Source organism: Acinetobacter tianfuensis (assembly GCF_003611465.1).
GTDB classification, from domain to species: domain Bacteria; phylum Pseudomonadota; class Gammaproteobacteria; order Pseudomonadales; family Moraxellaceae; genus Acinetobacter; species Acinetobacter tianfuensis.
Map to the genome: position 1 here is coordinate 1 of NZ_RAXV01000011.1, position 25,038 is coordinate 25,038.

A 25,038-nucleotide genomic window follows, 5' to 3' on the forward strand; every position below is an offset into this window, starting at 1 on the left:
ATCACGCGCTTCGCCACCGAATTTTTTTGCACAAACAGTTGCAATTGCAGCTGTTAAAGTTGTTTTACCATGGTCAACGTGACCGATTGTGCCCACGTTTACGTGTGGCTTATTACGTTCAAACTTAGCCTTAGCCATGTTTATCTTCCTTTGTAGATTACTCATGCAGGAAACCTGCATGAGCATTAGATTTTAACTATAAAATTAGTTAGGCAATATAGTAATCGAAAGATTACTCGTCGTCACCTTTTTTACCGCCAGACTGGAACTTAGAAATGATGCCTTCAGCCACGTTACGCGGAGTTTCAGCATATTTAGCAAATTCCATTGAGTATGTCGCACGACCTTGAGACATAGAACGCATTTGAGTCGCGTAACCAAACATCTCAGCAAGAGGAACTTCAGCACGAATCGCTTTAGTACCGCCAGGAAGATCGTCCATACCTTGAACCATACCGCGGCGACGGTTTAAGTCACCCATGATATCGCCCATGTAGTCTTCTGGAGTTTCTACTTCAACTTTCATGATCGGTTCAAGCAAGATAGGATCTGCTTTCATGAAACCGTCACGGAATGCGTAAGAACCTGCCATTTTGAACGACAATTCATCAGAGTCGACATCATGGTAAGAACCGTCAAACAATGTCGCTTTGATGCCAACAACTGGATAACCAGCAAGGACACCATTCTTCATACGTTCTTGGATACCTTTGTCAACGGCACCGAAGAATTCTTTCGGTACTACGCCGCCAACAACTTCTTCAGCGAACTCGTAGTCTTTTTCTGAGTCTTCAGGCATTGGTTCAAGACGTACGTATACGTGACCGAATTTACCTTTACCACCAGTTTGACGAACGAATTTACCTTCTTGTTCAACTGACTTTTTGATCGTTTCACGGTAAGAAACCATTGGTTTACCAATGTTCGCTTCAACACCGAATTCACGCTTCATACGGTCAACAATGATGTCAAGGTGAAGTTCACCCATACCAGCAATAATTGTTTGACCTGATTCTTCATCAGTACGTACGCGGAACGATGGATCTTCTTTCGCAAGACGGCCTAAAGCAACTGACATTTTTTCTTGGTCAGCTTTAGTTTTAGGTTCAACAGCAAGCGCAATTACTGGCTCTGGGAATTCCATACGCTCAAGTGTAATTACTGCATTTTCGTCACACAGCGTATCACCAGTCGTCGTATCTTTAAGACCTACACATGCCGCGATGTCGCCCGCACGAATTTCTTCGATGTCATGACGGTCATTTGCGTGCATCTGTACGATACGGCCTACGCGTTCACGTTTCATTTTCACAGGGTTGTAGCATGGGCTACCTGCTTTAAGCACACCTGAGTAAACACGTACGAACGTTAAGTTACCAACGAATTTGTCGTTCATGATTTTGAACGCAAGTGCCGCGAACGGCGCATCGTCAGACGCTTCACGAGAACCTTCTGTTTCGTCTTTGTCGTCTAAGATACCTTTGATTGCTTCAACGTCTGTTGGCGCTGGAAGGAATTCAATAACAGCATCCAACATACGTTGAACACCTTTGTTTTTGAACGCCGAACCACAAAGCATTGGCTGGATTTCGTTAAGCAGTGTGCGCGCACGAATACCTGCCACGATTTCTTCTTTAGTCAACTCGCCTTCTTCTAGGTACTTATCCATGAGCTCTTCTGATGCTTCTGCAGCAGCTTCGATCATGTTAGTACGCCATTCGTTCGCAAGCTCAACTAAATCAGCAGGGATGTCGCCATATTCGAACTTCATACCTTGAGATGCTTCATCCCAGATAATCGCTTTCATTTCGATTAGGTCAACAACACCCTGGAAGTTTTCTTCAGCGCCGATTGGCACAACGATTGGCACTGGATTACCGCCAAGACGTGTTTTAACTTGCTCTACAGCACGGAAGAAGTTCGCGCCAGTACGGTCCATTTTGTTAACAAACGCAATACGAGGCACTTTATATTTGTTAGCCTGACGCCATACAGTTTCAGACTGAGGCTGTACACCGCCTACAGCACAGTAAACCATGCATGCGCCGTCAAGAACACGCATAGAACGCTCAACTTCGATTGTGAAGTCAACGTGTCCCGGTGTGTCAATTACGTTAATACGGTGTTGTTCGAATTGGTTACCCATACCTTTCCAGAAGCATGTTACTGCTGCTGAGGTAATAGTAATACCACGTTCTTGCTCTTGTTCCATCCAGTCAGTTGTTGCTGAACCTTCGTGTGTTTCACCTAGTTTGTGAGACTCACCTGTGTAGAACAAAATACGTTCAGAAGTGGTTGTTTTACCTGCGTCAATGTGCGCAGAGATACCAATGTTACGGTAACGCGAAATTGGAGTTTGACGTGCCATGATTTCTAGCATTCCTAAATTTTGTTGTTTAAAACAGGACGCTTTAAGCTGCTAAGTAACTTAAAGCGCTTGAGTGACAAAACAATGACTGCGTCATCACCTTCCTGACTAAGGCCTGTTTTAGTTGCTTAGAAACGGTAGTGAGAGAACGCTTTGTTGGCTTCAGCCATACGGTGCACGTCTTCACGTTTTTTGATCGCTGCGCCTTTGCCTTCAGCTGCATCAAGCAGCTCGCCAGCAAGACGTAAAGCCATAGTTTTTTCAGAACGCTTAGCAGCAGAGTCTACTAACCAACGCATAGCTAGAGCAGTACGACGGGATGGGCGTACTTCCATAGGTACTTGGTATGTAGCACCGCCAACACGGCGAGCTTTTACTTCAACCATAGGACGAACTTTTTCAAGCGTAGCTTCAAAAAATTCAACTGGGTCTACTTTTGATTTTTCTTGAACGCGGTCTAAAGCACCGTAAACGATACTTTCAGCAATAGATTTTTTACCATCTTGCATTACGTGGTTCATGAATTTAGCGATTGTTTGGCTGCTGAACTTAGGATCCGGAAGGATTTCACGGGCAGCAACTACGCGACGTCTTGGCATTTTAATACACCTAATAAATATGACACTTCAGGTTTATCCAGCATTAGTGCAAAGTGTCATGCACCCTTCGCTGGCCTTACTATACGTCGCTTGGAATTTTCACAATAAAATGCAGAAATCAGACAAGCGAGACGATAAAGGATTGCGGTTCTAGACCTTAAGATTTAATTCTTAACGAATTATTTCTTAGGACGTTTAGCACCGTATTTAGAACGTGACTGGTTACGGTCTTTCACGCCAGCACAGTCTAAAGAACCACGAACGGTATGGTAACGTACACCCGGTAAGTCTTTAACACGGCCGCCGCGGATAAGAACAACACTGTGCTCTTGCAGGTTATGGCCTTCACCGCCGATGTAGCTAGAAACTTCAAAACCAGAAGTTAAGCGAACACGGCAAACTTTACGCATTGCTGAGTTAGGTTTTTTAGGTGTAGTTGTGTAAACACGTGTACAAACACCACGACGTTGTGGACAAGCCTTCAACGCAGGAACTTTAGATTTTTCAACTAAAGTTGTACGACCCTTACGGATCAACTGATTTGTTGTTGCCATTTGGCAATTCTCCCGTTAATAAAAAGCCCCAAAAACATACTGCTTTTTGAGGGCATACAATTGTAATTCAGGATAAATAAATGGTCAAGATTCAGCTGATCATGATTTTCCGCTCAAACTCAGCATTTGCTGCTTTTATACAGCAAAATCACCTTATTCAGCTTTGTCTGCATTTGGTGTTTTTTTAGGCTTACGCTTCACTGCAGCTTTGGCGCTAACCGTTTTATCATCCTGCTGTAAAACAGCATCATCTGCATTATTCAGCGGCTGCGCAGATTTACTTGACGCCAGCTCTTTTTCCGCCAGAGCAGTGAATTCCTCAAAAATCTTTTCTTCTGCTGCCTCAGCATCAGTTTCGGCCTGCGCTGCATCAGCTTTTTTTACCAATTTAACTTGGCTAATATTGCAGTTGCCCTCAAGTTCTATGGTTTGATTCACCACTGGCTCAGCCATATGCTGCTCCAGCGGCTGAATAGAACCCAGCAGTTTTGGCGCTGCCTGAGCCAGCAACTCCACAGATTTTTCATATGCTGCCAAAGGTGTCAGCTGCAAGTCTTTATGCTGAATCAGATAAGCCCGCGCACTTGAAAATACTTGCTGCGCCTTAACATTTGCTTCGTCAACTAAACGGCGGCTATATATGGCACTGACTCCAACATTTGCCAGCGGTGTCAATTTTGTTAAGCGATCCAGCAAAGATACCTTCGGTATCTGATTCAGCCACTGCCACTTATATTGACCATCTTCAGCCAATAAGAATTTTTTAAGCGCCTCAGCATCATTGCTTGACCCCAGCATTTGCTGAAGCTGGCTGATGTCACTGTTCTGAATGGTCTTTTGCAGCGCCTTTAAAGCCATAAGCAGCGCCTGCTTTTCTGCAATAATCCCCAGATCAATTTGCCTAAAAATATATTGCACAATGTCTTGGTCGCTTTCTTTACTTAAGTCAAAACCATATGAACGGCCAACCTGATAAATAACCCGCAGCGACATCACCAAAGAGGCAGGAATATCGATACTTGAACCAATTGCGCCAGTAGCGCCAGTAATTGCGCCCTGCAAAACCGCAATCCATTTATTTTGTTCCGTCAAAGCCTGACTCAAGCGCTTCGAGCGGTCTACGTCTTGTGTCAGCTCTTCTAAATCACGCAAACCCGCCTGATCCAGCACATCATCTACAGAACTTAAGTTATTGCTGAATTGATTCAGCTGTTCAAAAAGGTAGTCTGAAATACGGTCGGAAAATTGCGGCGATACAAAATTCACTGCATTATTGACTTTGCTGTAATGCCGCCCCAAAAGCTGGCGCGATACATCTGGCAGGTGTGAACGCAGCATCTGCTGCGGATTGTCATATGTTTTTGATGCAAAGATGCTTGCTGGCTGTGACTGCCCTTCAATTACCTGATTTGACTGCAGCGGCTGCGTCAGCTTCGCAACCGAGTCTGGCGCAGCATGATTCAACATCGACATACCTGTACTGCTGAGCTTTTTAGCCACTCCAAATGCATTCGAAAAGAAACTGCTTGATTGCTTATTATTCGAGTTCGCCATTCCTTACCCCATGATTGATGTTCTTTCAATTCTTGATAAATACTAGGTGCAGTCAGTATTTAACTCAACCTGATTATGTATCTTTTAGTTAAAGCGACTCAGTTTTACACATGCAGGCAAATCACTGAAAATACGCATAGGATTTGCCATAAGCAAACAAAATTCTTTCTGCTATTATGACTGCAATTGAAATATTCGAGTAATGCTGCGCTCTTCAGTCGTCATGGCGGATGGCCGCGCATTCACACTCACACGAAAGCGATAAAGGATCTGCAGATGAAACGTGTTGTTATCACCGGTATGGGCATTAATTCATGCATTGGCAATACTCTAGAAGACGTGACTCATTCTTTACAAAACGGAATTTCTGGAACACGCGCAAATCCAACTTATGCTGAACTCAATTTTAAAAGTCATGTCAGCGCAGCCGCTGAACAAGACTTTGACGGCATTGACCGCAAATTAAAACGCTTCATGGGCGTATGCGCAATGTATGCCTACAACTCAGCTTTAGCTGCTGTAGAACATGCAGGCTTAACCGCAGAGCAAATTGGCGGCAACCCGCGTTACGGCATTGCTGGCGGTTCAGGCGGCGGCTCTACAGCGTCAGTTATTGAAATGAATGAGCTCCTTGAAACCAAAGGCGCACGTAAAGTCGGCCCATTCTTTGTGCCGCGCAATATGACCAACACCATTACTGCCAACGTTGGCGTTGCATTTAAAATGCAAGGTGTTGCTCACTCAATTACCAGCGCATGCGCAACTTCTGCAGATGCAATTGGCTATGCCTACAACCTGATTCAATTGGGCAAACAAGACCTCATGCTTGCAGGCGGCGGCGAAGAAGATCACTGGTCTCAAAGCTTACTGTTTGATGCAATGGGCGCATTATGCGCTAAATACAACGATGCGCCTGAAACTGCATCACGCCCTTACTCAGCTGACCGTGACGGTTTCGTGATTGCAGGCGGCGGCGGTTTTGTTGTTCTAGAATCACTTGAGCATGCTCAAGCGCGCGGCGCAAACATTTTGGCTGAAGTCGTTGGCTATGCTGCAAACTCTGATGGCGCTGACATGGTTGCGCCGTCTGGTGAAGGCGCTACCCGCTGTATCCTTATGGCGCTAGAAGAAGCTAAACAGCATGGCGCAGACAAAATTGACTATGTCAACACGCACGGCACATCAACACCTGCAGGCGATGTAACAGAACTTAAAGCAATGGAGCGCGCATTCGGTGAAGGTCAAGTGCCGCCACTTAGCTCGACTAAATCGATGACTGGCCACAGCCTTGGCGCTGCGGGCGTACAAGAAGCCATCTATTCTGTACTGATGATGCAAAATGACTTCATTGCCCCAAACATCAACGTGACTGAACTGGATGAAGGCGCAAAACCATTTGATATCGTACTTGAAAAACGTGACACAAAATTGAATACTGTGATGAGTAACAGTTTCGGTTTTGGCGGTGTAAATGCTTGTCTCGTTTTCAAAAAATGGGAAGGCTAATCTAAAAGTCTGCCAATTGGCGCTAGTGCGCCAATTGGCACACCCACCGCCCTATTTAGGGTAAATTATGGATGCTCCTTCAGATGCTTTCCTCTGGGTCAAAGCATTACATATCATCGCTGTAGTCTGCTGGTTCGCAGCGCTTTTCTACCTTCCCCGCTTATTCGTTTATCACGCCATGAGTGATGATGCGATCAGCCATCAACGCTTTGAAGTTATGGAACGCAAGCTGTACCGCGGCATTATGTGGCCAGCGATGATTGCAACCTTAGTTACAGCACACTTCCTTGTCGATTGGGGCGACGCAACACGCCATTACCATGAAGCGCTTTGGTTCTATCTAAAAGTCGGCCTCGTCGGTTTATTAGTGATTTACCATTTGGTTTGCGGCTATTACCGCAAAAAACTGATTGGCAATGCACACCTCAAACCGCATCAATTTTGGCGCTTCTTTAATGAGATGCCAACCTTGATTTTATTTGCTGTCGTCATTTTAGTGGTTGTGAAGCCAAGCTTCTAAAAACACAAATCAAAGCCTCGGAAATTCGGGGCTTTTTTATTCCTTAGATTCTCAAATAAACAACAGCACAGCACTCTAACTCTCATCTCTTTGTATAATTTCAGCATTCTTTAGCTCATCTATATTTCAAACTTCATGCTAAATAAAGCCTTATCCAGCCTAGGCCTGCAAGGCATCAAAACTGACACTCTGCTCCGCACACCGCAGCTTTACCCCAGTCAAAACCTGCAAGGGCAAATTCACTTCCAAGGCGCATCGGTCAATAAAAATATTAACGGCATCTACTTACAGCTCATGACCGAAGCAGAATCTGGCGACCATGAACGCAAACAGGAACTATGCATTGCACAATGGCATATCAGCGGCGCTTTTCAGCTTCTAGCAAATCAGTCAACACAGCTGCAATGCGCGCATAATACAACCCGTGTTTGGCTGCATACTCATTTAGACGCAGACTGGGGCTCGATGACACCGATCGCGGCGATACACCCAAACCTTCCCGCTTCCTGCTATGCAAAACTTTGTACAAGCCATGCAGCACTGCGGTTATCAGATAGTATCAACCAATGTAGAGCGCGGACAGCTGAATGGCGGTTACTTCCGCTCAAGTATTGGCTGCTACCAAGAAATAGAATTCGAACCCAAACAAAGGCTGTCAGGCATCAATGAAATTGAAGTTTCATTTATTACCGATGCACAGCAAGTACATATACTTCTAGAAATTGACCGCAAGTTCCGCGGTGATGGTTATAAAACACTTTCCATTCCACACCAAAACACCAACCCGCAACAATTACTTGCTGAACTTCATTTGAGAATCTAAGGAATAAAAAAGCCATTCGATATGAATGGCTTTTGATATGCAAAAATTAAGCAGGAATACGCAATACCTGACCCGGGAAAATATCATCCGCATTTTTCAACAAAGGACGGTTGGCCTCAAAAATTTTATTATATTGATTTGCATCACCATAGAATTCTTTCGAAATTTTAGATAAATTATCCCCCGGCTTTACGGTATAAAATTTACTTTCAGGCTCCGGACTGACCACAGTCAGCTGATCATCCACTTGAGCCACATGATCAATATTCCCCAAAGCCAAAACAATTTTTTCACGGTCAGCCTGTGTCTGCACCTGCCCCTTAACAGCTGCTAAATCAGATGCGCCATTATAGCTGACTGACAAACCTGTAATTGGAAGCCCTAAGCTTTTCACATGACCTAATAGTTTATTCGCCACTTCCTGAGCAGACGGCTCTGCCGGAGCTGCTGGCGCCGCCTGAGGTTCTGCAGGCGCTGTATTTTTCTTACCAATACCTTTTACAAAATCAAAAAGACCCATTTTATTCTCCAGCTTTTATGTGTTTTATACATTATTGAAACGCACAAACAGTTATAGCGAAAAAGTCTCTTGAAAAAAGGCTGCCATTGGTGACAGAAACGTTAAAGATTGTAATTGTATCCAGCAGCAATCATTCAGGCATAAAAAAAACCGCCTGAAATCAGACGGTTTTTTTAGAATTCAGCAATGCTGAACATCCGCATTAACCAAGTTTTTTAGTTACATAGTCAATTGCAGATTGAACAGTTGTGATTTCATTAGAATCTTCATCAGGAATAGTGATGTCAAAATCATTTTCGAAAGACATAACAAGTTCAACTAGGTCTAGAGAGTCTGCACCTAAGTCATCCATGAAAGATGCTTCGTTTTTAATTTCTTCAACTTTAAGGCCAAGTTGTTCTGAAACTGCTTGCTTAACGCGTTGTTCGATATCGCTCACAGGAATTCTCCTCATTGCTTGTGGCGTTTTTAATGCCGTTAGTTTAATTCAATCTAAAAAATTTGGAAAGTTTATACTTGAGCTTAGCTCATGTATAAACCGCCATTTACATGTAAAACAGTGCCAGTAATGTAACTTGCTTTTTCTGAAGCCAAGAAACTTACAGCATTCGCAATATCTTGCGGCTCACCTAAACGGTTTAAAGCCACCTGATCACTCATTTTCTTACGAATTTCTTCACTTAACTGTTCAGTCATTTCTGTTGCAATAAAGCCCGGCGCCACACAGTTTACTGTGATTTGACGGCTGCCCATCTCTTTTGCAAGGCTGCGGCTGAACGCTTCAATACCGGCTTTAGCAGCCGAATAGTTCGCCTGACCAGGGTTAGCAAAATGCGCAACGACAGAACTGATATTAATAATGCGGCCAAAGCGCGCGCGCGTCATGCCTTTTAATACACGCTTAGACAAGCGGTATACCGCTTTCAGATGAATATTTAAAATATCATCCCAGTCATCTTCCGACATGCGCAGCAGCAAGTTATCTTTGGTAATACCGGCATTATTGACTAAGGCTAAAATTGGGCCATAATTTTGCTCAATTTCTGAAACCAAAGCTTCAATTGCTTCAGCATTGCGCACATCCAGTACCTTGCCAGCACCATTTTCAGCATAAAGCGCAGCAAGTTTTTCTGCACCCGCTTCAGATGTCGCAGTACCTACAACAAAATAACCGTCTTGGATCAGCTGCTGAGCGATGGCTGCGCCAATCCCTCGGCTCGCGCCAGTCACCAGCGCAACTTTGCGTTCTTGTGTCATGCAATTTTCCCTTCCGCCACTAAAATGGCGCTTAAGGCATCCTCCATACGACTCTTAGAGTCAAGCGGGAATGCTTTTTCGATATTTGGCAAACGTTTCGCAAGATTCGCAAGCACATTGCCTGGACCGCATTCCACAACATACTGAATGCCCTGATCCTGCACGAACTGCATGGTCTTCGTCCATTGCACAGATTGGTACAGCTGCTCAGTTAAAGCCTGACGCAATGCTGCCGTATCCGCTGCGATTTCTGCGTTGACATTTTGTATTACAGGAAGGCTAGGCAGCTCAATGGCAGTTTGTTCCAAAGCTTCTGCAAACTGCTCGGCAGCTGGTTTCATCAGCGTACAATGTGAAGGCACAGACACTGGAAGAGAAATTGCTTTGCCGCCGTTTTCTTTCGCCGCAGCCATAACCGCTTCAACTTCCGCCTTATCTCCAGCAACAACCACTTGACCTTTTGCATTGTAGTTTGCCGCTTGAACAGAGCCCTCACCTGCAGTGCTCGCTTTCGCGCACAGTTCTACAACCTGCTCATCTTCAAGACCTAAAATAGCAGCCATAGCACCCTTGCCTTGAGGCACAGCAGTCTGCATCAGCTTACCGCGCAGATTCACCAGCTTCACCGCATCACCCAAACTCATTGCGCCAGCAGCAACCAATGCGCTGTATTCACCTAATGAGTGGCCCGCCAAGTATTTTGGCATTACACCGCCCAGCTCCAGCCAAACACGCCATAAAGCAATACTTGCTGTCAGCAATACAGGCTGTGTAAATTCAGTTTGATCTAAACCTTCGCCGCTTTGCGCGATATGCCACAGATCAAAACCCGCTGCCGCCGATGCTTCAGCAAATGTCTCCTGCACAGCCGAAAACTGTTCTGCAAGTTCAGCGAGCATGCCTGCTTTTTGCGAACCTTGACCAGGGAACACAAAAACTGTTTTCATTGCTTGAGCCGCTTGCTCGATTTGTTTAGCAGACATAAATAAATCCTTTAATTTAGACGAATGGTATCTCTAAATGATTAAAATACCAGCAAGCCCTCATATACGCTTATGTTCGGTGCAGAAATTTAACACTTAATTTTGTATTTAGTAATTGCCAAATACAACAAAATCAACCGCAAAAAAAAGGGAGCTTTCGCTCCCATTTTTTCTACTAAGCTTGACGCTTAATACATCTTCAATTATTCAGCAGTTGCTTTAGCGAATAATTGACGACCACGGTAGATACCATCTTTAGATACGTGGTGACGACGGTGAGTCTCGCCAGTAGCTTGGTCTACAGTTAATGCATTCTCAGTTAAAGCGTCATGTGAACGGCGCATGTCACGGCGAGAGCGACTTTTACGGTTTTGCTGAACGGCCATGATGGCTCCTTACAAATATCGAAAAAATGGATCAGAACAAATTCGATTGTCTTATACGTGTGAGTATAACACAAAAATTAGTTAAGTTTACCCTTTAAAGACGCCAAAACATCAAACGGATTATCCCGCTTTTCTTCGGCAGCCTCTTCAACGGCAGGCTGATGCTTATGTTCACACGAGTCGTGCTTAGGTGAAAAAGGCATCAGCAATAACAATTCATCTTCTATCAGTGCAAGTAAATCCGCGGTCGCAGGCGCATCATAGCTGCCTTTAACCGTTGCTTCACTCTCACCTAAAACGATGAAATCAGCATCCTCATCCAAGCGCTCTATCAGTGACTCATCATCCACAAGCGCCAGATGAAAATCTGAAACAAGTTCAATTTCAACAGATTCCAGACAACGCTGGCATTCCATTGGAACTTTTGCTTCAGCATGGCCATCCAGCCATACAATACGGTGATAAGCATCCATTGATAGCTTACAGTCTATGTTAACCAATTGATCATCAATTGATCCAACAGCTTCACGAGCAATACGAACAAGACGGGACAATGGCAGTGTTCCTGACCATGTATAGCCCTGTTCAGCCCATTTAAACGGCTCTATCTGTGCCGGAAAGGTATTTGCTGACATAATTAAGGCGGCAATTCTACAAATTCATCATTACTCTGTCAAAGATTAAGATACAATTTTGTTCTTATTTAGACAGACCATTTGGGTAATTTACGTTATGCATCTGTTGCAGCCGCAAACAGAAGTGAGTATTTCATCACTTGTTAGCACAATTTCAACCATAGATTCTGACAGCTCACCGCAGCAAGTGCAACACTCGCAGCAGGCGGATTCGGCAGCAGAAAATCAGCAGGTCGATTGGCTCATCTTACACTTTAATATGTGGTTTTCCCATCTAAATGTGGTTTTAGTCCGCGGCGACTTTGAACCCGAGTATTTTCCAGCGGCAGAAAACAGCCCTGCCCGCATTCAGTTTGCGCATGGTTTTTTTAACAGCGCCCTGCATGAAATCAGCCATTGGACCATTGCTGGCGACAAACGCCGCCTGCTGCCAGACCTAGGCTATTGGTATGCGCCAGATGGCCGCACTGCAGAACAGCAAGCGCTGTTTGAGCAAGTTGAAATTAAGCCGCAAGCTATTGAGTGGATGTTTTCTAAAGCCTTTGGCCTCAAATTCCGTGTTTCTTTAGACAACTTGACGGGTGACGGCGGTGACGGCAGCCGCTTTAAAGACAATGTCTATGCTCAAGTGCAGCGTTATTTTCAAGGCGAAGCAAAACTTCCGCGTGACGCAAAACATTTTATTGACTGCATTTGTGCGCATACACGCCAAGGCAAGTCGCTTCAAGCAGTGGAATTTAAGCGCGAAATGCTTGATTAAATTACACAAATCTACGTGTTATCACTTGCATACTGCATTCACGCGGTCACATAATAAGCAAAGGCACGATCTGGAGGACATCTATGCTTCACTTAAGAGTACATCCTGACAATCCTCAGCCGCGTTTAATCAGCCAAGCCGTAGAACGTATCCGCGCAGGCGATGTGGTGGTCTACCCAACCGATGCAGCCTATGCGATTGGCTGCCAGATTGGCAATAAAAATGCCATGGAGCGTATTGCTCAGATCCGCAGGCTGGATGCGAAGCATCAGTATGCCATTATCTGTTCGGATCTTTCCGACATTGCAACTTATGCCAAAGTTGACAATGCTATGTACCGCCTGCTGAAAAATAACACACCAGCCGTAACCACTTTCATTTTACCCGCGACCAGCGAGGTGCCGCGCCGCTTAATGCATCCTAAAAAGAAAACTATTGGCCTGCGTATTCCAAGCAACCCGATTTGCCAAATGTTACTGAAAGAGCTGGGCGAACCGCTGCTGACATCTACACTGATTCTGCCAGGGCAGTCCGAACCGATTGATGACCCGTATGATATTGAAATGCAATTAGGCAAGCAGATTGATGTTTTGATTGACGGCGGCTTAGGCACTTTGCACACAACCAGCATTATCAATTTAGCAGGCGAATATCCAGAAATCATCCGCCGCGGCATAGGCGATGTCAGCGCTTTTGAATAGATTTAAAATATAGCTTGGAAAGGCATTCAATATGGATATATTTCAGGTATTGCTGAACATCAGCCGCTTTAAACGCAATAAAACCATTTATGCTGTTGAGCCTTGGACACCGGAGTCTGAGGCCCAAGTGGTTCTTGAACCCGCAGAAGGCCTTATCCACATCATCCGCGGCGATTTAAGATTTGAATATTTTTTAGAGGTCAGCTTAGCCCAAGACCTTTTACAGCAGAATCAACATTCCAGCCTCTGCATGCGCGATCAGTGCCTGCGCATGATTGAATATGCAATGCAGAATACATAGAAAGCCGTTTGATTCTATACGCGCTCCGCAGAGGCGCTGAAAATAGTATCTCCTTCTCAATAAACATTAAAAAACAGCAAACTGAGGTTTGCTTTTTTACGCCCTAACACCATTCGCTCAGCCGCCATTTTCCAGCCGCTCATTTAACTGTTTTGTTTCTTCAGAAACAGCTGCGCTTTCTGGAGCCTGCTGAATCGCATCATCCTGAATACCGGTCACGGACGCAAAATTCGGACAATCCATTAAAACCTGCTTATGCTGATAGAGCGCCTTGCCGTATTTATTTTGCAGCATATAAGTCGATGCGACTTGATCATCCTTATAAACAGCCAAATATGCCTTCACCATGTCCGGTTCTTCATTTCTAAGCTTTTCAACCTGCATACAGCCAAGCTGATTGATATAGCTTTGTATTTCAGCTGGCGCTTGTGTACCGGTAAAATCGGTCAGTTTGATATAAGTAATGATATTGGGATACTGATTTAAAATATCGCCATCCACTGGAAAGCCCGTATTTTGAATGTGCTGCTTAAATGCCTGATCCGCCCGCAGGCCCTTGAGCGTACTGCGTACCTGTTCTTGAAATTGATGCTCCCAGTATTTTTCTGTACCAAAAAACAAGCCTGCAACCGCCAGCACCCCAGCCGCGATAAATTTTAGATTCATACGAACTCTTTTTTATAAATATTTAAATTGTTTTAAACGGCTTTTTTTACTCTGGCTCAGCCTGAACAAGCTATCCCCCGCCTTCTTAAATTTTACATTTTCACTATAAATTTCACAGCATAAGCATGATTTATTTTTAATTATTCCGCTGAATGGCGAATCACTTCACCAAAATATATTTTCAATATTGCCAACAGCAGTCAAATGTCTGCTTTTTAAAATTGCGCCTGCACATGCGGATGTCAAAATCAGCGGCCCTGAATTTGCATATCCAGCAGACGGTATGAACTGAGCACTGACTCCGCCGCAGATAGCGCAAGGCCTGCCGCTTCTGCCGCATTCAGAAGATAAACCTTAATTATTTTCAGGTTTTTCGTCATTTAATCTCTGAATTAATTTATTTGAGCGCAAATTTGAATTACACTACCCGACATTATCTATGTGCTTTTTCTTTTCGATGAGATATCGAAGAAAGAGTCTCGCATGCCTTTGAAAATTCGCGTGGCCTATAACTGCAATGAATCAACCTATCCATGAAATAGTGGAGCAATCTGCACACATCCGTGTATTGGATGAGTGGCAAGATACGATTCCAGAGGATTTATACATCCCGCCTGCAGCATTTGAAATTCTATTAGAGCATTTCGAAGGACCACTCGACTTTTTAATTTACCTGATTCAAAAAAATGGCTTCGACTTGCTTCAAGTTGATATTGCGCCCATTGCAGCGCAGTACCTGTCTTATATGGATGCCATGAAATCCTTAAACATCGAACTCACTGCCGACTATATGGTCATGGCTGCGCTGCTTGCAGATTTAAAATCGCGCCTGCTGCTGCCGAAACCAAAGTCATTGCAGGCAGCTGAAGATGATCCAAAACAAGAACTGATTGAACGTCTGGAAAATTATCTGCGCATTAAGCAAGCTGCAGAACGCCTTGGACACATGCCCGTTTTAGAACGCGATACTTTTGACACCAATGTCAGCCTTGGCCATACTTTGCAAGTCAATGAGGGCTATAGCGCCAGCCAGCTGCGTGATGCCATGCTGTGCATCTTTAACCGCCCAGAACCTGTCGTGCATCAAGTGCTGCAAGAGCCTGTACTGCTAGAAGAACGGATTGCCTATATTGAAAGCAAACTGCAAAACGGCGAAGTGCTTGAATTTGAAGCACTGCTCAAACCTGAACAAGGCCGTATGGGCATGGTGGTGACCTTCATGGCAATTTTAGAACTGACCCGCCAGCAAAAAGTTCAAATTATTGCATCAGGCATTGAAGCCCCGCTTGCCATTCAAGGAGCTCAAGCATGATTCAAGAACAGCTGCTGCCGCAAACACCTGAAGAAGATCTGCATGAAATGCTCATGCAGCTGGAAGCCATTATTTTTGCCAGCGAAACTGCAGTGTCTATTGCACGCTTAAAAGAAGCGTTCCAAGACCGCTACAGCAAAACAGAACTGCGCCAATATTTGCAGCAGCTGTCTATGCTGCAGCATGGCAGATCAATTGAACTTGTTGAAACCGCTCAAGGTTTCCGTTTTCAAGTTCGCGCAAAATATCGTAACATTATTGCTCAAACTTGGCCTGAGCGACCATCTCGCTTATCGCCATCTTTGCTCGAAACCCTTGCTGTGATTGCTTATCATCAACCAGTAACCCGGGCAGACATAGAGCAAATCCGCGGAGTAACCAATAACAGCCAAATTTTACGTACGCTGTTTGAGTGGAGCTGGATCAAAGAATCCGGATTCCGCGAACTCCCGGGAAGGCCTGCGTTGTTAGTTACAACGCCTCAATTTTTAAACGCATTTGGCTTAACTACTTTAGGTCAATTGCCTCCCCTGCAGGATGCCAAGGAAGCTTTTATGGCCCTCGACGCGAATGCGCCGAAGTCATAAATAGGTGAACTGTTGAATGATAATTTCTAAGGTTATGCTGTCATGAGTGAAAAATTGCAAAAAGTGCTTGCACGTGTTGGGCTGGGTTCTCGCCGTTATATGGAAGAAGTCATCGCCGCCGGCCGTGTAAGCGTAAATGGTGAGGTTGCCCAAGTGGGTGAACGCATTGAGCCGGGAGATGAGCTTCGCATCGATGGCCGTAAAGTACAATTTCAAATTGAAGATGAAATCCGCCGCCGTGTGCTGATTTACTATAAGCCAGAAGGTGAAATCTGCTCACGCAACGACCCTGAAAACCGTCCGACTGTATTTGAGCAATTGCCTCAGATTCCCGGCGACCGCTGGGTCATGGTGGGCCGTCTGGATATCAACTCTACAGGTCTTTTACTGTTCACAAATGACGGTGAAATGGCAAACCGCTTAATGCATCCGTCAAATGAAATTGAACGTGAATATGCAGTGCGCGTCATGGGTGAAGTAACCCCTGCGATCATTAAAAATATGACTACAGGCGTGACCTTAGATGACGGTCCTGCAAAATTCGAATCATTCTCTGAAATTGGCGGTGAAGGTATTAACCGCTGGTTCCAAGTGGTTGTAAAAGAAGGCCGTAACCGTGAAGTACGCCGTATTTTTGAATCACAAGGCCTAAAAGTAAGCCGCCTGCTCCGTACCCGTTACGGTACAGTTATTCTGCCGCGTGAACTGCGTACAGGCCGCTGGATGGAATTGGACAAAAATGACATCGACAACTTAACTAAACTCGTTGAGTTGAAGCCGCGCCAAGGCACTGGCCTTTACGGTATGGCAAAACGCCGTAATGAGCGCATGCAAGAAAAACCAATGGCTGCACGCCGCGGCGGTTTCTTACGTCAGCAACGCCGTGATAACGAAGAACAGCCTGTGAACATGGGACGCAGCGAACGCCGTGATGACAGCCGTTCTAGCCGCCCGGAAAATCAAAATGGTTCTCACTTTGCACGCCGTGACAACCGCGATGGCAACAATTTCCAGCGCCGCGACAACCGCGAAGGCAATTCATTCCAACGCCGTGAGCCGCGCAATGAGCAAGGTTTTAACCGCCGTGAAGAACGTGATGAAAATGCGCCGCGTAAACCATACGGTTTTAATAAAGGTTTCAAAAAATTCTAATTTTTGAATCTTTTATAATAAAAAAAGACAGATTTAAAATATCTGTCTTTTTTTATTTGAGAGTCCAAGTTTTCAAGCTTTACTGCAGCTTCCGCCAAAATACATAAAGCTCAGTATCTGCAGACTTTCACTGCTTAAAATTTAAGCTACCTTATTCACATTGGCTTTAGCAAGCTGAATGGCTTGCTGCAAAACACTTGATCAGACACAAAAATACGTTCAATTTCAGACTTTCCCAAACCAAACTTTATTATGCTAAAACAGGAATATCAATCCACAAGCTATGAGGAAAGTGTTTCGTCAAATATGCCTGCAAGTATGCAGCCGTATCTTTTGAAATCAGCTCATCCTGTGATTCATCATTTAAATTATAAGCTATTGCATACAGCTCTAAGCCTCGGCTTTTTAGGGCTTCCAAGCTTAAAATGGTGTGGTTGATACTGCCTAAACGGCCCGAAGTGACTAAAATCACGGGATGTTTTTTCTCTGCCGCATAATCGATCGTCAATAAATCTGCAGTCAACGGCACCATCAAACCGCCTGCGCCTTCCAATAAAACTACATCATACTTTTCAGCCAATTGCGCTGCAGCATGTTCAATTTTTTGAAAATCAATTTCACGGCCATCAATTTTCGCGGCCAAATGCGGTGACGCAGGATAAGTAAAAATCTCTGGCATAGTCAGCTTCATTTCATCTTCAGGAAACCAGCCCATACCCATAATGTCACGATGCTGTGCAATGTCTTCAGAAATATCAACATTGCCCGTTTGAATCAGCTTTTGGGTAATGGTTTTTTTGCCCTGCTCATTCCACAATTTCGCTAAATAACCCGTCGCATAAGTTTTCCCGATGCCGGTGTCGATTCCACTGATAAAGTAAATTTGGGACACTTATTTTTTCCTTACAATACACTGGATGGGGTGATAGGTGAGCGGATACTGAAGCGCTTCTGAATCTGGGGCATGCACAAACTGCGCATAATCCCGATAAAACTGCTGCAAAGCGCTTTTTGTCCAGCGGTGCTGCGCCGTTGCAGTCACTCCCGTTGCCTTAATATGCTGAAGCACATCGCGGGGATGCTCAAAATACAATGGCTGTACCTCTTGCTTCATCATGACAAATTCAAAACCGCAATCCATCAAAAACCGCTGCAGTATATGGATTTCAAAATACTCCAAACCGCAGCCTGTCAGCTGTTTCATTTCACGCAGATTTTCCGTACCAAAACTGCTGAATACAAAATAACCTTGGGGCTTTAAAGCGTCATATATTTTGCTGAACAGCTGCGGTAAATCGGACATCCACTGCAAAGCAGAACTTGAAATAACCAAATCTAAATTTTGCGGAAGCGCCAGCTGTTCAATATCCCCCATCAGCAGATGGGTATGGGTCTGTTGTAAAAAAGCAGCATCTTGCAAAGCAGCGATATTTTCAGACAGATCATTCAAATACAAAGTATCAATTGAACAATGCTTAAGCACTTCCTGCGTCAGCATTCCTGTACCGCAGCCGATTTCCAAAGCCTGATGCCAATGTTTTTGCCCGACATACTGACCCATCAGTCCAGCCAGCTCTATGCAAATTCTTTTTTGAACCACTGCCTGCTGATCATAAGTCAACACCGCTTTAGAAAAACGCTGCTTAATTTGAGATTTATCCAGCATCTTAGTCTGCCATCAGTTGCTTGATTAATGTATGCAGCTCTTCTTGACCAATATTTGAAGTCAAAGAAATGCGTAAGCGTGAGCTATGTTTCGGTACAGTCGGCGGGCGTACAGGCATAATATAAAAACCGGCCTTTTGTAGGGCATGGGCTTTTTCTACCGTTTGATTCGACTCGCCAATAATGACTGGAACAATATGCGAGCTTGAAGGACAATCAAAACCTCTGGCTTGAACCGCTTGCTGCAAACTTTGACTGATCTGCTGTAAATGTTGCCGTTCAGCTTTTAAATTTAAAACTTTCTTGAAGATAAAATCCGTCCATGCCATACAGATCGGAGGCTGCGCAGTACTGAAAATCAACGGGCGCATGGCGTTAATTAAATAGTTCCGAATGATCGGATGACAAATCAAATAACCGCCCACTGAAGCAATCGCTTTACCAAAAGTTCCAGCTAAAAGATCAATATTATCCATGACCTGATATTGCTGCGCGCAGCCTAAACCCTGCTCACCGCGAACACCAATTGCATGCGCTTCATCGACATACAGCATGACTTTTCTAAATTGCTTTTTGATCCGTACTAATTCAGCCAAATCAGTTTCATCGCCATCCATACTGAAAATGGATTCAGTCACGACAATGATCCGTTCAAAAGCTTCATCGTCATGATATTTATGTAAAAGCTGTACCAGATGCGCCAAATCATTATGGCGATAGCGCACATATTTGGCAGTGGATAAACGGATACCGTCAATCATGCTGGCATGAATCAGCTTATCTGCAAGAATTAGAGTTTTACTGTCCGCAAGTGCAGGTAAAATCCCAATATTCATGTGATAGCCGCTGTTAAACACCAGCGCTGCGCGCCCATGAAAAGCTTGACTTAAACTTGCTTCAAGCTGTTCATATTCTGGAAAATTCCCTGTCAGCAAACGTGAAGACGCGGAACTCATCCAGCGATGTGCATTTGGAGTTTCATCAAAGAATTGCTCACGAAGGTGAACATTGGATGCCAAACCCAAATAGTCATTTGAAGCTAAATTCAACATTTTATGATTATGAATGGTGATGTAGCGATCTTGCTGAACATTAGCAGTGAATTGACGTAAATTACCTTGCTGTTTCAGCTGATCAAGCTGCTCTGAATAATGCTCAAGTAAATGCTTCACGCCGCATTCTCCATTTGCTTAACCACTGCAGCCAACTGTTCCAGCAATGTATTTAATTCCTGTTCAGAAATAACATAAGGCGGCATCACATACACCAGCTTGCCAAATGGACGCACCCAGATGCCGCGGCGGACAAACTCTTGCTGCAGGCTTTTCATGTCGACATTAAAGGTGAGTTCCACCACACCGATTGCACCTAAAACACGAACATCATGTACATAATCAAGCTGTGCAAGCGGCTGCAAATGCACAGATAACTGTTTTTGAATACGATCGATATTGCCTTGCCAATCTTGAGAAATCAGCATTTCAGTACTTTTGACTGCCACCGCACAAGCCAATGGGTTTGCCATAAATGTCGGGCCATGCATAAACACGCCTGCTGCGCCCTTGCTAATGGTTTCAGCAACATTTTTACTTGTCAGTGTTGCAGATAAAGTCATATAACCGCCTGTCAGCCCTTTGCCGATGCACATAATGTCAGGTTCAACACCCGCCCATTCCCAAGCAAAGAGCTTGCCAGTTCGGCCAAAACCTGTGGCGATTTCATCAAAAATCAGCAGGATATTATATTTTTCACAAAGCAGTTTAGCTTGACGCAAATATTCGGGATGGTAAAAACGCATTCCCCCTGCACCCTGCACAATCGGCTCAAGAATCAGACCGGCAATACTTTCATGCTGTTCAGCCAGAGTCTTTTCCAGTTCAGCAATATCTGCCTGATTCCATTCTTCATGAAAGCCAACTTGCGGCGCAGGAACAAAAATTCGATTCGGCAAACTTGAGCCAAAAATTTGATGCATCCCTGTCACTGGGTCACAGACAGACATCGCATTCCACGTATCTCCGTGATAGCCCGAACGCGGTGTCACAAAGTTGGTTTTCTGAACCTTGCCTTGCGCCTGCCAAAACTGTACAGCCATTTTCAAAGCCACTTCCACAGCCACAGAACCCGAATCTGCATAAAATATTTTATCCAAACTTGGCGGGCTAATTTTCAGCAGCACTTTACCCAGCTGAATCGCAGGATCATGAGTAAAACCGCCAAACATGATATGCGACATGTTCTGCAGCTGATCGGTCACTGCCTGATTCAGCTCAGGATGGTTATAACCGTGAATTGCGCACCACCAAGACGACATCCCATCTATGAGCTGACGGCCATCTTCAAGTTCAATCATGGCACCAAATGCTTTTTTTACCTTAAAAGCCGGCAGCGGCTGAGTCATAGAGGTATAGGGGTGCCAAATGTGCTGCTGATCAAATTGCAGATCGGTTAATTCGGTCATCCATTACTCCACGCCTAAGGCTGCATTGCATTTTTTTGCATGTTAAACCTGCAGGAGTCAAAAATAAATTGCGATATAGACCAGTTATCCGTTTGTTTGTTTGATTTTCTGTAAATATTGGCAGATTTTGTCACTTATGCTTTCAAATTGAAAAATAGGTAAGCCATGTGAGCCGCTAAGCAGTTCTATTTCTAAAAACTCTGCATTTAACTTTTGAATATTTTCAGCAACTTTGTAACTAACTAAGAAATCTTGTTTTGCAAAAAAATGATACTGATACCCTGCATAATTTTTCAAGATATTGACAGTATTCAGTTGCTCCAAACAGTCTAAGCCCTGTTTTAACCGCTCTAAATTTTGAGGCTGAATCAAACTTTGTAAAACTTGAAAATCTTCTTTCGTGGTTTTTACCCCCTGACAAACCATAAAGCCAAATTTCTTTAAAGTAGCAATCGCATCATGTTGAAAGGACTGTTTAAAGTTTTGAAATGCCTCCTCAGACATCGCTGTATGCCATTCTGCATGTTCAACACAGCTTTCGACAAAACATGGATTTGAAGCCAGCGTGATCAAAACTTTCTGCTGATGATATTGTTTAGAAATTTGATCCGCCAATAAGGCCGCAAGCTGCCCGCCCAAAGACCAGCCGATGATCACATCAAAAACTTTGGCTTTTTCAGCCTGCTGCTGTAACTCTTTTTCATCCAAGGCATTAAAAATATTGATCAGCTCTACCGTATGGCCTTTATATTCCAAAGCCTGTTTAAGTGAATTGAGCAGTTTGGTTCCGCCGCCCCAGCCTGTAATAAGTAAAATTTTTTGATTCAATGGAGGACTCTTATCTCAATAAAATACTCATATTATGAAATAATTTCATACCTGTTTCTATGATCAATATGCTTGATCAAGTGCAATTTAATGCGCTATTGCGGCATTAATTGCTGTTTGTCATGCTGCCGCATTTTCAGCCCATCGAACGTAAGCTGCATCAGCACTGTGTCAGCATCGGTATTTTATTGCTGCTTATTTTCAATGGATTTCCAGCATAAAATGATCATCAAAGAATACCGACATTTCACGTCCCGCAAATTCAATAAAACTTGCTACACTCAAATTCAGACTAAAGTAAGGGAAATATCATCATGCCATTCCAAAAAAAATTTAGCCTCTGTCTGCTTTCCCTTTCTGCCATATGCAGCTTAACAACGGTTAGCCATGCTGAAAATTCAATTTTCTCTCAAGCTTCATCTAAGCAGCGGCAATGGGTAGGTAAAACTGCGCCAGCCTTTAAGCTGCAAGACCAAAATTCAAAATGGCATGAACTTAGTCAATACAAAGGCAAATGGGTCGTTCTCTATTTTTATCCCAAAGATAATTCGCCTGGCTGCATACAAGAAGCCAATGAGTTTAAATCTTTATATCCGCAGTTTCTCAAAAATAATGCTGCCGTCTTTGGTGTGAGCTTGGACGATGTCACATCACATCAAAAATTCTCTCAAAAACTGGGGCTGAACTTCCCTATTTTGGCAGACAGCCAACATCAGCTGGCCAATCAGTTTGGAATTGTCCGCAATCTAGGGATTACAAAAATTGCAAAAAGGGAAACTTTTTTAGTCGACCCAAATGGCATGATTGTCTATCACTACAGCAGCGTGAATACACAGACCCATGCCAAACAAGTCTTGGCAGATATTCAAAAATTTTCTAAAAAATAAGAATAAGTCACGCCCATACAAAACGACAGACCATAAAAAGGCCTTCAGATTCTCATCTAAAGGCCTTTAATTCCACCTCATCCCAACCTTCCCCTCATAGAGAATGCTGGAATGAAGCAATCTTACATTTGTGATTGAATATAGTTTTGTAGACCAATCAGCTGAATTAAACGCAATTGTTTTTCCAGCCAATAAGTATGATCTTCTTCTGTATCAGACATTTGCTGACGAAGCATATCGCGCGTAATGTAATCGCCTTTTTCTTCGCAAAGCTTTACGCCTTGAGCCAGCTTTTCACGTACTTCATACTCAAGCTTCAAATCGGCTTTTAAGCAAGAAACAACGTCTTCACCCACTTCAATGTCATCACGCTTCATGTTTGGCGTGCCTTCAAGGAACAAAACACGGCGGATAATCGCATCAGCATGCTGTGCTTCTTCCTGCATTTCATGATCAATGCGTTCAAAAATTTTGCTCAAACCCCAGTCTTCATACATACGGGAATGAATCAGGTATTGATCACGAGCAGCCAGTTCGCCGCCAATCAACATATTTAAGTAGTCTACGACTTCTGGATTGCCACGCATATTAAAACTCCATACCCTTTTCAAATATTATGGACAACTTTCTCTGTCTTTGCAAAATCTAAAATGTGTAAGTTTATGATTTATATATATTTTAAATGATAAGCATACGCATTTGCAGTTCAATTCCGCTTAATTTTCACATAAAAAATAAGAACTTGTGCAAATTTCAACTGCCTGTACAAGCTGATTGTTCAAAAAATAAGTGCCGATTAATTTTGTAACTATTCACAATGCTTCTTATTTAACGCAAACATCAGCTGATTGATTCAACACGCCAAACTTGCGCTGCTGTATTTTTATATAGGGAGCACAGTACTGATGCTTCATGTATTGCAATTAAAACAAGGTTAAAATTCCCAGCGAAAACAAACTTAAGCTGAAATCCAACGCGCATTCTTCCACGCTTGCTGCTGCTTTGAATCTAAAAAAGTCCAAGCGACAAAACGGCTTTCTTTTTGCCCCTGTGTCATTTTTATAGTTTTCATATCCACTGCGCCGCTCTTCGCTATAGCTTTTAAGAGCACTGGCAATGTTGTTTTCTTGGAAACCAGCGTACTAAACCAAAGGCATTGCTCTGCAAACTGAGTGCTCTCTTGCACCATTTGGCAGACAAATCGTTCTTCGCCGCCATCACACCAGAGTTCGTTTTTCTGACCGCCAAAGTTTAACACCACCTTTGTCCGATCAACTGGCTTGCCTAGCTTTCTTAATTTTTGAGTTGCGGTCGCGTTGGCTTCATCTTGTGAGGCATGAAATGGCGGATTACACATGGTCAAATCAAATCGATCTGAAGGTTTAATCACACCATTGAAAATATTGCTCGCTTTTTTCTGCAATCGAATCTGAATGCCTTTACGCAGATTCGGATTTGCCTCCACAATAAATTGAGCACTTTTAACCGATGTAGCATGTATATCTGAGCCGACAAATTTCCAGCCATAACTGCGATGACCAATGATCGGATAAATACAGTTCGCGCCCACCCCAATATCTAACACTTGAACGGCGTGTCCTGTTGGAATTTCCCCCTTATTGTTAGCACTCAGCAAGTCAGCTAAGTAGTGGATATAGTCGGCTCTGCCCGGAATAGGCGGGCAAAGAAAATTTGGAGGAATATCCCAATATTGAATGCCATAAAAATGCTTGAGCAATGCTTTATTGAGCATTTTCACAGCGTGCGGATCAGAAAAGTCGACCGAAAGATCGTTATATTTATTTAGGCTGACAAAAGGTGCAAGTTCCGGACAACTCTTGATTAACTGAGGAAAATCGTAACGACTGCTATGCAGATTTCGTGCATGTAATTCCGATTTTTGTTGCGGAAAAGATTTCTTTGCTTGCGCCATGTGTATGCCAATATTCAATGGGAGAACAGAATCATCTGATAAGGCAGGATCTATACCTGCAAATTAGTCAATATTGTACG

General features: G+C 43.8%; 29 protein-coding genes and 2 pseudogenes. 11 read left to right on the plus strand and 20 right to left on the minus strand.

Features of this window, described 5'->3' with window-relative positions; all coding sequences use genetic code 11:
* The 5 genes from D7V32_RS06510 to D7V32_RS06530 form a co-directional block, all read right to left on the minus strand.
* Nucleotides 1-138, minus strand: a 138-nt coding sequence (locus tag D7V32_RS06510; RefSeq protein ID WP_228200181.1) for a GTP-binding protein, incomplete at its 3' end; no start/stop codon positions are given.
* Between the two features lie 94 nt (nt 139-232).
* Nucleotides 233-2,368, minus strand: coding sequence for an elongation factor G (gene fusA, locus D7V32_RS06515; RefSeq protein WP_120402082.1), 2,136 nt, complete (start codon nt 2,366-2,368; stop codon nt 233-235).
* A 128-nt stretch (nt 2,369-2,496) separates the two neighbouring features.
* Nucleotides 2,497-2,967 (minus strand): 30S ribosomal protein S7, encoded by a 471-nt coding sequence (gene rpsG / locus D7V32_RS06520; RefSeq protein WP_120402083.1) that lies wholly within the window; start codon nt 2,965-2,967, stop codon nt 2,497-2,499.
* A gap of 179 nt (nt 2,968-3,146) precedes the next feature.
* Nucleotides 3,147-3,521 carry a 30S ribosomal protein S12 gene (gene rpsL, locus D7V32_RS06525; protein ID WP_000246374.1) on the minus strand — a complete coding sequence of 125 codons (375 nt, stop codon included), beginning with the start codon at nt 3,519-3,521 and terminating at the stop codon, nt 3,147-3,149.
* Nucleotides 3,522-3,674: 153 nt separating this feature from the next.
* Nucleotides 3,675-5,075, minus strand: a complete 1,401-nt coding sequence (locus D7V32_RS06530) for an EcsC family protein (protein ID WP_120402084.1) — start codon at nt 5,073-5,075, stop codon at nt 3,675-3,677.
* Between the two features lie 276 nt (nt 5,076-5,351).
* Here D7V32_RS06530 and D7V32_RS06535 point away from each other — a divergent pair, with 276 nt between their 5' ends.
* From D7V32_RS06535 to D7V32_RS17760, 4 genes and pseudogenes are all read left to right on the plus strand, one after another.
* The gene (locus D7V32_RS06535) at nt 5,352-6,581 is read left to right on the plus strand and encodes a beta-ketoacyl synthase N-terminal-like domain-containing protein (RefSeq protein WP_120402085.1); all 1,230 of its coding nucleotides are present in this window, start codon (nt 5,352-5,354) and stop codon (nt 6,579-6,581) included.
* A 67-nt stretch (nt 6,582-6,648) separates the two neighbouring features.
* Nucleotides 6,649-7,101, plus strand: coding sequence for a CopD family protein (locus tag D7V32_RS06540; protein ID WP_120402086.1), 453 nt, complete (start codon nt 6,649-6,651; stop codon nt 7,099-7,101).
* A gap of 135 nt (nt 7,102-7,236) precedes the next feature.
* A pseudogene (locus D7V32_RS17755) lies at nt 7,237-7,452 on the plus strand (sporulation protein); the annotation flags it as partial.
* 160 nt (nt 7,453-7,612) lie between these two features.
* The gene (locus tag D7V32_RS17760; RefSeq protein ID WP_322898856.1) at nt 7,613-7,924 is read left to right on the plus strand and encodes a sporulation protein; all 312 of its coding nucleotides are present in this window, start codon (nt 7,613-7,615) and stop codon (nt 7,922-7,924) included.
* Between the two features lie 46 nt (nt 7,925-7,970).
* On the opposite strand, the gene lysM is transcribed toward D7V32_RS17760, so the two are convergent.
* The 6 genes from lysM to D7V32_RS06575 form a co-directional block, all read right to left on the minus strand.
* A complete protein-coding gene (lysM, locus tag D7V32_RS06550; RefSeq protein WP_120402087.1) occupies nt 7,971-8,444 on the minus strand; it encodes a peptidoglycan-binding protein LysM in 474 nt (157 codons plus the stop codon).
* Nucleotides 8,445-8,646: 202 nt separating this feature from the next.
* Nucleotides 8,647-8,883, minus strand: coding sequence for an acyl carrier protein (acpP, locus tag D7V32_RS06555; RefSeq protein ID WP_120375630.1), 237 nt, complete (start codon nt 8,881-8,883; stop codon nt 8,647-8,649).
* A gap of 83 nt (nt 8,884-8,966) precedes the next feature.
* Entirely contained in the window at nt 8,967-9,701 is a 735-nt protein-coding gene (gene fabG / locus D7V32_RS06560) for a 3-oxoacyl-ACP reductase FabG (protein WP_120402088.1), read from the minus strand.
* On the minus strand, nt 9,698-10,684 hold the full coding sequence (gene fabD / locus D7V32_RS06565) for an ACP S-malonyltransferase (RefSeq protein WP_120402089.1): 987 nt from the start codon (nt 10,682-10,684) through the stop codon (nt 9,698-9,700). Before fabD ends, fabG begins: the two co-directional genes overlap by 4 nt.
* Before the next feature lie 203 nt (nt 10,685-10,887).
* Nucleotides 10,888-11,070, minus strand: a complete 183-nt coding sequence (gene rpmF / locus D7V32_RS06570; protein WP_120402090.1) for a 50S ribosomal protein L32 — start codon at nt 11,068-11,070, stop codon at nt 10,888-10,890.
* A gap of 77 nt (nt 11,071-11,147) precedes the next feature.
* Nucleotides 11,148-11,705 (minus strand): YceD family protein, encoded by a 558-nt coding sequence (locus D7V32_RS06575; protein WP_120402091.1) that lies wholly within the window; start codon nt 11,703-11,705, stop codon nt 11,148-11,150.
* Nucleotides 11,706-11,802: 97 nt separating this feature from the next.
* On the opposite strand from D7V32_RS06575, the gene D7V32_RS06580 reads away from it, so the two are divergent.
* The 3 genes from D7V32_RS06580 (at nt 11,803) to D7V32_RS06590 (ending at nt 13,467) form a co-directional block, all read left to right on the plus strand.
* On the plus strand, nt 11,803-12,465 hold the full coding sequence (locus D7V32_RS06580; protein ID WP_120402092.1) for an elongation factor P hydroxylase: 663 nt from the start codon (nt 11,803-11,805) through the stop codon (nt 12,463-12,465).
* A gap of 83 nt (nt 12,466-12,548) precedes the next feature.
* Entirely contained in the window at nt 12,549-13,166 is a 618-nt protein-coding gene (locus D7V32_RS06585) for an L-threonylcarbamoyladenylate synthase (protein WP_120402093.1), read from the plus strand.
* 31 nt (nt 13,167-13,197) lie between these two features.
* Nucleotides 13,198-13,467 (plus strand): hypothetical protein, encoded by a 270-nt coding sequence (locus tag D7V32_RS06590; protein ID WP_120402094.1) that lies wholly within the window; start codon nt 13,198-13,200, stop codon nt 13,465-13,467.
* Between the two features lie 117 nt (nt 13,468-13,584).
* On the opposite strand, the gene D7V32_RS06595 is transcribed toward D7V32_RS06590, so the two are convergent.
* Nucleotides 13,585-14,133, minus strand: a complete 549-nt coding sequence (locus D7V32_RS06595; RefSeq protein ID WP_228200179.1) for a hypothetical protein — start codon at nt 14,131-14,133, stop codon at nt 13,585-13,587.
* Nucleotides 14,134-14,381: 248 nt separating this feature from the next.
* Nucleotides 14,382-14,513 carry a hypothetical protein gene (locus D7V32_RS17695; protein WP_265936380.1) on the minus strand — a complete coding sequence of 44 codons (132 nt, stop codon included), beginning with the start codon at nt 14,511-14,513 and terminating at the stop codon, nt 14,382-14,384.
* Between the two features lie 137 nt (nt 14,514-14,650).
* Here D7V32_RS17695 and D7V32_RS06600 point away from each other — a divergent pair, with 137 nt between their 5' ends.
* From D7V32_RS06600 to rluB, 3 genes and pseudogenes are all read left to right on the plus strand, one after another.
* Nucleotides 14,651-15,445 (plus strand): segregation and condensation protein A, encoded by a 795-nt coding sequence (locus D7V32_RS06600; RefSeq protein WP_120402095.1) that lies wholly within the window; start codon nt 14,651-14,653, stop codon nt 15,443-15,445.
* On the plus strand, nt 15,442-16,032 hold the full coding sequence (scpB, locus tag D7V32_RS06605; protein WP_120402096.1) for an SMC-Scp complex subunit ScpB: 591 nt from the start codon (nt 15,442-15,444) through the stop codon (nt 16,030-16,032). The genes D7V32_RS06600 and scpB overlap by 4 nt, the downstream gene beginning before the upstream one ends.
* A gap of 42 nt (nt 16,033-16,074) precedes the next feature.
* Nucleotides 16,075-16,959: pseudogene (rluB, locus tag D7V32_RS06610) on the plus strand (23S rRNA pseudouridine(2605) synthase RluB); the annotation flags it as partial.
* A gap of 475 nt (nt 16,960-17,434) precedes the next feature.
* Here the strand turns inward: rluB and bioD are convergent.
* The 5 genes from bioD to D7V32_RS06635 all read right to left on the minus strand — a co-directional run bounded on the left by bioD (nt 17,435) and on the right by D7V32_RS06635 (nt 22,138).
* Complete coding sequence (bioD, locus tag D7V32_RS06615) at nt 17,435-18,076, minus strand: dethiobiotin synthase (protein ID WP_120402098.1); 642 nt, start codon at nt 18,074-18,076, stop codon at nt 17,435-17,437.
* Nucleotides 18,077-18,850 carry a malonyl-ACP O-methyltransferase BioC gene (bioC, locus tag D7V32_RS06620; protein ID WP_120402099.1) on the minus strand — a complete coding sequence of 258 codons (774 nt, stop codon included), beginning with the start codon at nt 18,848-18,850 and terminating at the stop codon, nt 18,077-18,079. It lies immediately after the preceding gene.
* Between the two features lies 1 nt (nt 18,851).
* A complete protein-coding gene (locus tag D7V32_RS06625) occupies nt 18,852-20,021 on the minus strand; it encodes an 8-amino-7-oxononanoate synthase (protein WP_120402100.1) in 1,170 nt (389 codons plus the stop codon).
* Complete coding sequence (bioA, locus tag D7V32_RS06630) at nt 20,018-21,310, minus strand: adenosylmethionine--8-amino-7-oxononanoate transaminase (protein WP_120402101.1); 1,293 nt, start codon at nt 21,308-21,310, stop codon at nt 20,018-20,020. Before bioA ends, D7V32_RS06625 begins: the two co-directional genes overlap by 4 nt.
* A gap of 84 nt (nt 21,311-21,394) precedes the next feature.
* The gene (locus tag D7V32_RS06635; protein ID WP_120402102.1) at nt 21,395-22,138 is read right to left on the minus strand and encodes an alpha/beta hydrolase family protein; all 744 of its coding nucleotides are present in this window, start codon (nt 22,136-22,138) and stop codon (nt 21,395-21,397) included.
* Between the two features lie 314 nt (nt 22,139-22,452).
* Here D7V32_RS06635 and D7V32_RS06640 point away from each other — a divergent pair, with 314 nt between their 5' ends.
* Nucleotides 22,453-23,025 (plus strand): peroxiredoxin, encoded by a 573-nt coding sequence (locus D7V32_RS06640; protein ID WP_120402103.1) that lies wholly within the window; start codon nt 22,453-22,455, stop codon nt 23,023-23,025.
* A 122-nt stretch (nt 23,026-23,147) separates the two neighbouring features.
* On the opposite strand, the gene ftn is transcribed toward D7V32_RS06640, so the two are convergent.
* Nucleotides 23,148-23,612 carry a heteropolymeric bacterioferritin subunit Ftn gene (ftn, locus tag D7V32_RS06645; RefSeq protein ID WP_120402104.1) on the minus strand — a complete coding sequence of 155 codons (465 nt, stop codon included), beginning with the start codon at nt 23,610-23,612 and terminating at the stop codon, nt 23,148-23,150.
* A gap of 371 nt (nt 23,613-23,983) precedes the next feature.
* Complete coding sequence (gene rlmF / locus D7V32_RS06650) at nt 23,984-24,958, minus strand: 23S rRNA (adenine(1618)-N(6))-methyltransferase RlmF (RefSeq protein ID WP_120402105.1); 975 nt, start codon at nt 24,956-24,958, stop codon at nt 23,984-23,986.
* Nucleotides 24,959-25,038: the final 80 nt, after the last annotated feature.

What these genes read in the sequence shown, in the direction of transcription:
- D7V32_RS17695 (WP_265936380.1), bottom strand. Translation starts at nt 14,513, where the DNA reads ATGACGAAAAACCTGAAAATAATTAAGGTTTATCTTCTGAATGCGGCA.
- ftn (WP_120402104.1), bottom strand. Translation starts at nt 23,612, where the DNA reads ATGCGTGGCAATCCAGAAGTCGTAGACTACTTAAATATGTTGATTGGC.
- rpmF (WP_120402090.1), bottom strand. Translation starts at nt 11,070, where the DNA reads ATGGCCGTTCAGCAAAACCGTAAAAGTCGCTCTCGCCGTGACATGCGC.
- D7V32_RS06530 (WP_120402084.1), bottom strand. Translation starts at nt 5,075, where the DNA reads ATGGCGAACTCGAATAATAAGCAATCAAGCAGTTTCTTTTCGAATGCA.
- fusA (WP_120402082.1), bottom strand. Translation starts at nt 2,368, where the DNA reads ATGGCACGTCAAACTCCAATTTCGCGTTACCGTAACATTGGTATCTCT.
- D7V32_RS06540 (WP_120402086.1), top strand. Translation starts at nt 6,649, where the DNA reads ATGGATGCTCCTTCAGATGCTTTCCTCTGGGTCAAAGCATTACATATC.
- D7V32_RS06535 (WP_120402085.1), top strand. Translation starts at nt 5,352, where the DNA reads ATGAAACGTGTTGTTATCACCGGTATGGGCATTAATTCATGCATTGGC.
- bioA (WP_120402101.1), bottom strand. Translation starts at nt 21,310, where the DNA reads ATGACCGAATTAACCGATCTGCAATTTGATCAGCAGCACATTTGGCAC.
- lysM (WP_120402087.1), bottom strand. Translation starts at nt 8,444, where the DNA reads ATGGGTCTTTTTGATTTTGTAAAAGGTATTGGTAAGAAAAATACAGCG.
- scpB (WP_120402096.1), top strand. Translation starts at nt 15,442, where the DNA reads ATGATTCAAGAACAGCTGCTGCCGCAAACACCTGAAGAAGATCTGCAT.
- fabD (WP_120402089.1), bottom strand. Translation starts at nt 10,684, where the DNA reads ATGTCTGCTAAACAAATCGAGCAAGCGGCTCAAGCAATGAAAACAGTT.
- bioC (WP_120402099.1), bottom strand. Translation starts at nt 18,850, where the DNA reads ATGCTGGATAAATCTCAAATTAAGCAGCGTTTTTCTAAAGCGGTGTTG.
- D7V32_RS06580 (WP_120402092.1), top strand. Translation starts at nt 11,803, where the DNA reads ATGCATCTGTTGCAGCCGCAAACAGAAGTGAGTATTTCATCACTTGTT.
- D7V32_RS06575 (WP_120402091.1), bottom strand. Translation starts at nt 11,705, where the DNA reads ATGTCAGCAAATACCTTTCCGGCACAGATAGAGCCGTTTAAATGGGCT.
- D7V32_RS06640 (WP_120402103.1), top strand. Translation starts at nt 22,453, where the DNA reads ATGCCATTCCAAAAAAAATTTAGCCTCTGTCTGCTTTCCCTTTCTGCC.
- D7V32_RS06595 (WP_228200179.1), bottom strand. Translation starts at nt 14,133, where the DNA reads ATGAATCTAAAATTTATCGCGGCTGGGGTGCTGGCGGTTGCAGGCTTG.
- D7V32_RS17760 (WP_322898856.1), top strand. Translation starts at nt 7,613, where the DNA reads ATGCAAAACTTTGTACAAGCCATGCAGCACTGCGGTTATCAGATAGTA.
- D7V32_RS06590 (WP_120402094.1), top strand. Translation starts at nt 13,198, where the DNA reads ATGGATATATTTCAGGTATTGCTGAACATCAGCCGCTTTAAACGCAAT.
- D7V32_RS06600 (WP_120402095.1), top strand. Translation starts at nt 14,651, where the DNA reads ATGAATCAACCTATCCATGAAATAGTGGAGCAATCTGCACACATCCGT.
- rpsL (WP_000246374.1), bottom strand. Translation starts at nt 3,521, where the DNA reads ATGGCAACAACAAATCAGTTGATCCGTAAGGGTCGTACAACTTTAGTT.
- fabG (WP_120402088.1), bottom strand. Translation starts at nt 9,701, where the DNA reads ATGACACAAGAACGCAAAGTTGCGCTGGTGACTGGCGCGAGCCGAGGG.
- rpsG (WP_120402083.1), bottom strand. Translation starts at nt 2,967, where the DNA reads ATGCCAAGACGTCGCGTAGTTGCTGCCCGTGAAATCCTTCCGGATCCT.
- D7V32_RS06585 (WP_120402093.1), top strand. Translation starts at nt 12,549, where the DNA reads ATGCTTCACTTAAGAGTACATCCTGACAATCCTCAGCCGCGTTTAATC.
- rlmF (WP_120402105.1), bottom strand. Translation starts at nt 24,958, where the DNA reads ATGGCGCAAGCAAAGAAATCTTTTCCGCAACAAAAATCGGAATTACAT.